At 48.0% G+C, this 9,121-nt stretch carries 5 protein-coding genes and 1 pseudogene; 2 read left to right on the plus strand and 4 right to left on the minus strand.

The genetic code is table 11. The features are described 5' to 3' along the window. Positions 1-178: 178 nt before the first annotated feature. Positions 179-968, plus strand: a pseudogene (locus tag V6C07_RS02180) (IS5 family transposase). Between the two features lie 524 nt (positions 969-1,492). Beyond that, positions 1,493-5,392, plus strand: coding sequence for a glycosyltransferase (locus tag V6C07_RS02185; protein WP_333534751.1), 3,900 nt, complete (start codon positions 1,493-1,495; stop codon positions 5,390-5,392). A gap of 406 nt (positions 5,393-5,798) precedes the next feature. On the opposite strand, the gene V6C07_RS02190 is transcribed toward V6C07_RS02185, so the two are convergent. The 4 genes from V6C07_RS02190 to V6C07_RS02205 form a co-directional block, all read right to left on the minus strand. Further along, the gene (locus tag V6C07_RS02190; RefSeq protein WP_333534752.1) at positions 5,799-6,893 is read right to left on the minus strand and encodes a glycosyltransferase; all 1,095 of its coding nucleotides are present in this window, start codon (positions 6,891-6,893) and stop codon (positions 5,799-5,801) included. 6 nt (positions 6,894-6,899) lie between these two features. Further along, positions 6,900-7,829: an ATP-grasp fold amidoligase family protein gene (locus V6C07_RS02195; protein ID WP_333534753.1), complete on the minus strand. Its 930-nt coding sequence runs from the start codon at positions 7,827-7,829 to the stop codon at positions 6,900-6,902. Then, positions 7,813-8,400, minus strand: a complete 588-nt coding sequence (locus tag V6C07_RS02200) for a class I SAM-dependent methyltransferase (protein WP_333534754.1) — start codon at positions 8,398-8,400, stop codon at positions 7,813-7,815. The genes V6C07_RS02195 and V6C07_RS02200 overlap by 17 nt, the downstream gene beginning before the upstream one ends. 393 nt (positions 8,401-8,793) lie before the next feature. Continuing rightward, positions 8,794-9,015 (minus strand): integrase core domain-containing protein, encoded by a 222-nt coding sequence (locus tag V6C07_RS02205; RefSeq protein ID WP_442886182.1) that lies wholly within the window; start codon positions 9,013-9,015, stop codon positions 8,794-8,796. Positions 9,016-9,121: the final 106 nt, after the last annotated feature.

The raw sequence follows: 9,121 nt of genomic DNA on the forward strand, positions 1-9,121 counted from the left end.
AGCTTTTCCCATACCTCATCAGAAATGTCATGTCGCCGATGTGCTGGAGTTGTCATAATCACCTCGCTGTGCGAAGAGTATGACAGAAAAAGCAAATCTAAACAATCTCGTGACTACAGTGCCTAGAAGTCATTTTATAATCCTAGAAAAAGCCATGAAAATCGAGTAATCGAGATTCATGAGCAAATACCAAAGATTAACCGATGAACAGTGGACAATTTTGGAACCTCTTCTTTCAAGCGAGCCGCCTTCTGTGCGGGGGCGGCCTGCCATCCATGATGACCGTTCTGTACTGAACGGCATCTTATGGGTGCTGCGCACAGGCGCTGCCTGGGCTGACTTACCGGAGAGATTTCCATCGTCATCAACCTGTTACCGCCGGTTCAGCAAGTGGGTGAAATCGGGTGTATTTCGAAGAATTCTTGAGGCGCTGGCCCAAGACCTTGAAGAACGCGGAGCCATAAATCTTTCGGAATGCTTCATCGACGGTACATTCGTGGTGGCAAAAAAAGGGGCGCAAAAGTGGGAAAGACCAAGCGGGGCAAAGGTGCGAAGCTCATGGTTATTGCAGACGCTTCTGGTTTTTCACTCGCCGTGCACACGGATTCTGCTAGCCCTCATGAAGTCACCCTTGTCCAAGCTGCCCTCGATGAGATTGTCACCGTGGGACGGCCCCAACGAATTGTGGGGGATCGTGCCTATGACAGTGATCCGCTCGATAACGCCCTTGCTGCCCAAGGGATTGAGATGGTTGCGCCTCACCGGCGCAACCGGAAGCGTAAAGCAACGCAGGATGGTCGCCCTTTGCGGCGCTATCGACGGCGTTGGAAAATCGAACGTCTTTTCGCCTGCTCAATGCCTTTAAGCGGACGATGGCACGTTGGGACAGATTTCACGAGAACTTTACAGCCTTTGTTCATCTCGCGTTTTCCATGATTTTACTCAGAAGGGTCGTCAAGGAATTATGAAATGACTTCTAGAGCAATTTCACTTTGAAATTGCTCTGGCGGCTGCGTGAGCAGTCGCCCGCCGCAAAGATGCAAGCGCAATTTACTTGCGCGGTTAAGCAGCGAAGCGAGCGTGTCTTAAACTTTGAGAATGTACATTCTCAAAGTTAATCTGCTCTAAAAAGATAAAAATTAAGTCTATTATGGCTATGCTGAATGCGGGAGCAATGGTGTGCCTTTGGGGAAGATTATATCAAAGTTAGACTCCCTGAAAATTGCGATGGGCAATGTCTGCACGTATGCCTCGATGTTGGCGCGATGTTTGCAAGACTCTGAGGGGCAGTAGTAGATTGTTGACGGCCAGCCCCATTTTTGAACGCGCCTTTAGAGCATTTAACAATTGAAATACTCGCTTTACGGCAGGCAAAGCCTGTCTGGTCATATTCCGTGGCAAGGATTTTTCTGAAAATACTTGTAGAACAGTTGACTCATCCCATTAATAAACTGCTCTAGATTACTCACTATCCTTCGGCGCCGGAGGCAGAATGTCTGAATTTGAATCTTCTGTGATTATCCCTGTCTTCAACCAGTGGAGTCTGACACGTGCCTGCCTTAAGGCTTTGGCTGCCACCATTGCGGGCAAGGCCGTAGAGGTGATTATTATCGACAATGCCTCTTCTGACGCGACTCCAGAGGCATGCCCTTTCCTTGGAAAGCAACTCTTCGGAACAGCGTTTCGCTATCACCGTAGTTCAACAAATCTGAATTTTGGGCCCGCATCAAACTTGGGGGCCAAGTTGGCCAAGGGGAAATTTCTTATTTTTCTGAACAATGATACCATTCCTCTACAGGGCTGGTACCAGCCGTTGATCGATGATTTTTTGTCCTGGCCCGATATCGCCGCTACTGGCCCCCTTCTGTTGTATCCCGAATCTGAGCCTTTTGGCTTTACCGTACAGCATTTGGGTGTGTTTGTTTCTCCCATCTTACGGGTGGGCCATTTGTACGAAGGTATTCCCGCTGACTGTGCCTTGGCAAAAAAACGTCGTTTTTTTCAGATCATCACCGCAGCCTGCATGGTGATGCGGCGTTCGCTTTTTATGGAAGCAGGTTTGTTTGACGAAAACTACGTAAACGGCTTTGAAGATGTGGATCTTTGCGCCCGACTCTCTGCCAAGGGCTACCGCATGACCGTTAACCCACAAGCCAGGGTGGTTCACCACACAAGCCAGACTCCTGGCAGACACCAACATGAAGAGGCCAATTCTCAGTATTTTATATCGCACAGTCTGTCTTTGCTTGTGCCGGACTGGCATTTGCATCTGAAAAAGGATGGCATGTTCCTGCGTCTGGGCGAGTGGCAGACCCTTCAGGCATCGCTGCCGTTAGAGCGTTGCACAGAGCTGGACAAAATTGCCGCTATCTCTTCGTGCGATGAGGTAAAGGCGCTTCTTGCCCGCTATCCCTTCTGGGAAAACGGCTGGCGGCTCTTGACCGGTACAAAAAAGAAAAAAACTGGCAACTTGCCACTGGATCTGGCCCGCTTCAAGCTCTATCCCTCGCCCGATGGGGCCATGGGGCTTTACGCGACAGCATGCGCTTCGCACGACAAAAAAACTGCTTCCGGCGCACTGGGGCTTTTGACATCCTTCTGCAAGCCCTTTGAAGAATATCGCTCGTCAGCCGAGTCTGTGCGGCAATGGTGCAGCGATATTGGTCTGGCAGAATTGGCTGAGCAGTATACGGCCTGGCTCGACGGGGCGGAGCGTTTCAAGACCGAAACCTATGAGCCCTTCCTGACGGATTTTTGGGAAATCGCCCGGAACTTGTCTCTGCACCCCCATTTGGATTGGGCCTACACGTTATGGAGACATAACATTGACCTGCCCCGGCGCAGAAAAGAGTCTAGCTGCCCTCAATCCTTTGACGCAAGAGTAGCTTTTTCCATACTTATGCCTGTGTTCAACCCCAAGGCGGAACATCTGGTGGAGGCATTGGAATCTGTCATTGCGCAAGAGTATCCGCATTGGGAGTTGTGCATTGCTGATGATGCGTCCACCGATCCTCTTGTAAGAATACTCCTTTCTCGTTATGCCCAAAAAGACTCCAGAATTCACATCATCTGGCGACAAGAAAATGGTCATATCTCTGCTGCCACAAATACTGCACTGGAAATGGCGCAGTATGCTTACGCAGTGCTTATGGATCAGGATGATGCCCTCACGCCAGACGCTCTGCGCGTAGTCGCCGAGGCCATCAGTGAGCACCCGGACGGCCTGTTGTTCTACTCTGATGAAGATAAAATCCACGATGACGGTTTTATTTTTTATCCGTATTTTAAAAATGGCCGCTGGGACTGGGACCTGCTGTACGGTCAGAATTTTGTCAATCATCTTGGAGTATATCGTACGGACAGACTGCGACAGATAGGGGGCTTTCGTGAAGGTTTCCGCGGATCACAAGATTTTGACATGCTGCTGCGCTACACGGCAGGGGCGGAGGCCGCGCAATTTGTGCATATCCCGCGTGTGCTGTACCACTGGCGCGCGCATGCGGGCAGCACTGCCTTGGATGTCGGAGTGAAGAGTGAAGCTGTGGACAGCGCGCGTAGGGCGGTCCAGGAACATATGGAAACTTTTTCCCCCGGTGCTGAAGCTGAGATATTACCCGGTTCGCCATTCTTGCGCGTAAAGTTTCCGTTGCCAGAAAGGCGTCCACTGGTGAGTCTTATATGTGCTGCTGATAACATTGCTTTTCTGCATGAACAGTTGTCCGCCATAATGAGCAGGACAACATACGGAAAATACGAAGTATTTTTTCTGATCAGCCAGACTTTGGCAAAAGATGAACTTGTAAAGATTCAGCGCGCTGTGAACAGTCACAAAAATGTCCATCTCGTCATCTGTGAGGCTCATCTTTCACTGGCGGAGCGCCTGATGTTGGGAGCAGGGCAGGCCCGGGGCGAGGTTTTAGGTTTTCTTTCGGGCGGGACTGCTCCTTTAACAGAAAGCTGGCTTGAAGAGTTGGTGTCCAGCCTTTGGCGGGACGGAGTGGGCGCGGTGGGGGGCAAGCTGCTTCGTCGAAATGGAACCGTACTCCATGCCGGCTATCTGACAGATGCAAGTGGGTATATCCGTCCAGTATTTCAGGAGCTTTCAGGCGATAATCCTGGCTGGTTCAACTGGAACAAGCTGGCTAGAACCGTGGATGCCCTGGACAATCTGTGTATCTTTACGCGCGCCGCAACATTGGCCGAAATGAAGGGCTTCAATACGGATTCGGGCCACGCCGCGGTTTCGGAATATTGTCTGCGGCTGGGAGAAAAGGGCTTGCGCACGATTTGGTGGCCCTTTGCTGAATTTATGCTGCTTGACGAAAGGGCGGCGCATGCCTGCGGCAAGAGGATGGCTGATTCTGCCGCCTTATCCCAATGGGTTGGGCGCCTTGTGCCTTTTAATGAAAATATCTGGGCGGCAGGGGAAGGGTGGAAGTTGTGCGTGAGCGAACCGTGCGGTGGAAAAAAAAATGGCTGTTCTGTTGACCTCTCGAAAAAAGTGAACAAGGCCCAGGGCAGAGATGACTTTTGCGCTGCGGATTATCTTGCGCTGTACCCTGATGTTCGCGCCAGCGGCATGGATCCTCTGGAACATTATCTGCGTTTTGGGCGTGGCGAAGGCCGAAAGCCATGTCGCAGCAAGGTGGATTACAGCCGCCTTACTCCAGAGCGCCTAGCTGCGTATCATGCCGCCCCAGCAGGAGACATTGTTGTGTGCACCTCGATCGCGGGCGGGTATGAGCGGCTTTTGCCTCCAGCCTTTTTGAATGACGGCTGGCGTTACGTCTGCTTTGCAGACACTCCTATGGAGTCTTATGGCATATGGGACGTACGTCCCATCCCTTATGAAAACGCCGATCCCACACGCAAGTCACGTTGGGCCAAGCTGCACCTGCCGGAACTTTTTCCAGAAGCTCGGCTGGTGTTGTGGCAGGACGCCAACATAGTCATTGCCGCTGATCTGTCTTTGCTCCTGAGGTCCTTCCTGTGTGATCAGCCTTTATATTCTGTGATGCACCCCGTGCGTGATTGTGTTTATGACGAAGCCTTGGCTTGCATTCAGGCAAAAAAAGATGAGCCTGAGGTTATTCGCAGGCAAATCGCGTCATACCGTGAGCAAGGGATGCCTGCTCGCGCAGGACTCTATGAAAATAATTTTTTTTTGTTGAATCCTCGCCATCCGCAAGCTCGTCTTTTGTTTTCTAGGTGGTGGAATGAGTATGATAAATATAGCAAACGGGATCAAATCAGCTTGCCTTATGTTTTACATAAGAGTGGGATACGATCAGGGCTGTTGCTCCCGAAAGGCCAATCTGCAAGAAATAATCAGGCGCTTTATTTTCTAACGCACGAAGAAACAGAATGGATTAGGTATAGCGCATTAAAATGACTTTAATAATATCCATTGTGGGAGATGTGCCGGCATACCCGTACAAAAAATGCTTGGTGAAAGAATGACTGCACTTCTTTATTGTCCAATTGAGGAGTTCTATTCCCCAAATTTTATTATAAAGAAAGTACTCTAAAAGATGGGCTTGTTTTTTTATCCTTACTTGACCGATATATACAACAACGCTGTCGACTTCAATAGTTGTTTTGTCGCCATTCTTTTGGGAGTAGGATTATATATTCTGCGATGTCAGCAGTGCACGTGTTGTTTAACATGCGTATTGTTTATGGATAAATTATTTTTCCGTGCAACTATTCTTTGGATGTTTTATTTGGCATTGTATTTTTTGTTAATAATGATCTATGACTAGTAATTTCAGTGTGAATTTATTATAATTTTAGTATTTTTATACATCTGTGATGTTTTTTGCAACAACCTTTTTCAGAATGCTCTCCCATTTGTCAAAAAGTGCTGAAGAATATCTTGTGTTGCACTCATGCCACGCCTCGCGACCCATACGCTGTCGAGCTTTTTCAGAAGCCAGCAAGGGGCGTAAAATGTTTGCAAGGGCTTCAGGGGTCGGAAAGTTTGCCAAAAGGCCGTTAATTCCGTTACGGACGATAGATGTCATGGCGGGGCAATCAGATACCCCGACAATGGGCAATCCGGCGGCCATGGCTTCAAGTACGGTGTTGGGGCAGCCCTCGTACTTTGTAGGTAGGCAATAGATGTTTGCAGAGAGATATTCAGCCCATGTGCTCGTAGCGACTGGTCCAATTATGGTACAGGAATCAAGGTTTAGTTCTTGTGACAAGGCTTGTAGAGAGGACTGGGTGTCACCCCAACCGATCATGCGTAAGCGCCAGTCGGGAAACTCCTGAGCCAGCAGGGCAAAGGCCCGCAGCAGAAGTTCCGGCCGTTTTTCTTTTGAGAAGCGGCCAAGATACAATAAGGTAGGTGAAGTTGAGGGATGTTCGGGACACTCGGGGGGAATGTTTTCCGGAGAGGCATTGGGAATGACAAACGTTTTGTGTCGCAAGTGTTTTGGTACGAGGGGGACATAACAGGGGAGCAGTTCGTGAATCGCGGCGGATTGCTCGAGCAGAGCTAGGCGCCCCTCTCTGTGCCAGAGTTCGCGCTCAATAAGTTCCGGGGTAATGCGCTCCGAACAGATGAAGGGGGTGCCTGTGTCTGTGCTGCAGATTTTCCAGAGCATGTGCTTCCAGTCAGACTCAAAGGACAAAAGCACCTCAATTTTATTTTCTTGCAACAAGCCGGATCCGGCATTCACCGCCGCTGCGTCACCGGAAAAAAAACTGCTTGGAAAAAAATGGATTGGTAGGCGTGGGTCTACCGAATACAATGGCGAATAAGTTCCTGCCACAGTGAGTATATGAACTGTGTGTCCCCGTGCGCGCATTTCATGTGCCAAGCGGAGGGCCGCACGCTCCGCTCCTCCCCTGCTCTGACAAATACCTGCGTTGGCAATGGCTATTCGCATGTGTCATTACTCTTTTTCGAGTTTGATTTGTTTGCCAAGCAGCACGTCGAACATATAGTCCGAAATTGGCGTCAGGCCGGCCCAAGTGAAAAATGTCAGCTCGCTGAAATACCACCAGTCTTTTCCAGCGTAAAAATCTACTCGTACATGGGGGAATCCCGCACTCAATACCTTGGACATCTCTACCAGCTCGTCAAAGTATGATGGGCGTGGGTCGGAGTTGAAATTTTTATAATGCCAATTCACAGGAAGCCGTTCGCCACTCATTTTGTAGAGGTTGGCGCATACATCTGCAGTCTTGTCGTTTATAACGATCCAGTAAATAAAGGGGGTACCATCGAAACAGTAAAATTCGATTTTATAGTCGAATTTAATGATCGGCTCGCAAACAATGGCAGGAGTAATACCCTTATACCCAGATTCAAGGGCGCAGTAATAATGGTTTGTCTTGGGATCGAGCCATGTGGAAGCCGTTGTGATAAGGGCATTCAGATTGTCCTTTGCTTTTTCCACAAAAGCTTGGGTTCCTGATCCAAAATTGGACTTGAGAATAAAGCGTTCAGGCATATCGTCCAGTTTTATCTCGTCAGGTTTGCGGAAGGTGGCAAGCGGTTTTATGCAGTGGTCGCTCATTTTCGGCAAACGATCCAGAACAAAATTATGAAAATTCGCCTTATCCGCACAGACTTGCATAAGGGGGTTATGATAAAAAACCTTCAACCAATTAAGCTTTTCATTAAAGGTGCATGGTGAGATCAAATCAAGGTTGTACCCAAAGGACTGATAAAACAAGAAGGAAAGATAGTCAGCAGCTTCCAGTTTGCTGAGGTCTCGTTGATACTTTGTCTGATCAAGGTATGAAAATCGTTCCGCAGATATTCTGCACGGGCCTGAGTCAATATTTGTACTTCTTACTTTATTATACAGTGTTTTCACGGCTATCACCTTTGCGTATAACGCCATTATGTTTTGCGACAAAAAAAACACTATCTGTAAATTTTGTTGCCAGAATTTTTATGTCTGTAAAATTATGATGCTCAAGGAATTGATAAATTTGCTCTGGCGTAAAAGAGCGCATGTGTTGCCATTTGTGAAACATTGCTTTGCAGTGAGGGCATATACAATAGTTATCTTCTAAATTTTCACTGTATGGGACGCTGCCCAATAAAATTCCATCTTTTTTTAACATGCCTTGGATTGTGTTCAGACTTTCATCCAGATTGTTGTTGTGTATATGCTCAAGGACTTCAAAGCATAATACGCAATCGTAACGTGTATTTGTATTGAATCCTAAAAAATGTGGGTGCTTCAAAACGGCATGTGGAAAGTCACTGCATCTGTTTTTTGATGGCTCAAAAGCGCCTGCGTGATACCCATTTTGAAGAAGCAGGGAAATCAAGTCACCGCTACCAGCACCAAAATCACAATTTTTTTTTGTTACCTCAACGAATTTTTTAATTAAAGATACTAGACTTTGACCGTGTAATTTTGAAAAACTTTTATTCATCAATGGTGACTGTGCTGCAATGTTCCAGAATGAACTGATCGATTCTGGTGTCCATTCGTAAATCCAAAAAGGTTCTATTTTTTTTGTTGTACCATAGTAATGCTCTCTTATCTTTGATTGGCAGTTGTCAAGTTGAAAAAACTGTTTTTATATTTTGTTGCGTTGATTTATGTTATTAAGGTGATGACAGCCTCCGCTTAGGAAAAAGCAGTTGGCCCGACATCATTATCGTCTTTTTTACAGCCATATTCGATCTACAAGCAGATAGTCTGACTCTTTTAACGCCCGCTCTCGTTGTTTGCTCGTTGTGTTGCAAATGCAGTCATTGGGGTGCCAATATAATTTCTTTAAGCGCAAGCGGCAGGTTGCAATGGCCTTAAAAGCGAGTGTCCGTCAACAGTCTGCATAGTTTGTCAGCGACTTGCGATGCTTCTTTACGGATACACGATAGCTCAGGGGGAGGCGAGAGCGGCCCCATTGCCCCTCCCCTGGGAGGGGCAAAAACGTCAGAGGTGCTGGCGGTCGGCCTCCCAGGGAACGATGCGGCCTGCGGTGATCGTAGTGTCTACGCCAGTTCTCGATAACAACTTCAGCCAATGTTGTCCGGTTAAGCACCCATAGCTAACAGGCTATAACTATAGGTGTTTATAGTTTTTCGTCTTCGCGGATTCAGAAGTTCTTCCAGAGAATCCTTGCCGAACAGATTCAAGCAAATGAGCTC

This window comes from Desulfovibrio sp. 1214_IL3152 (assembly GCF_036763055.1).
GTDB lineage: Bacteria > Desulfobacterota > Desulfovibrionia > Desulfovibrionales > Desulfovibrionaceae > Desulfovibrio.

Excerpts from the sequence above, each read along its gene's own strand:
- V6C07_RS02200 (WP_333534754.1), bottom strand. The coding sequence starts at position 8,400 with ATGAATAAAAGTTTTTCAAAATTACACGGTCAAAGTCTAGTATCTTTA.
- V6C07_RS02190 (WP_333534752.1), bottom strand. The coding sequence starts at position 6,893 with ATGCGAATAGCCATTGCCAACGCAGGTATTTGTCAGAGCAGGGGAGGA.
- V6C07_RS02185 (WP_333534751.1), top strand. The coding sequence starts at position 1,493 with ATGTCTGAATTTGAATCTTCTGTGATTATCCCTGTCTTCAACCAGTGG.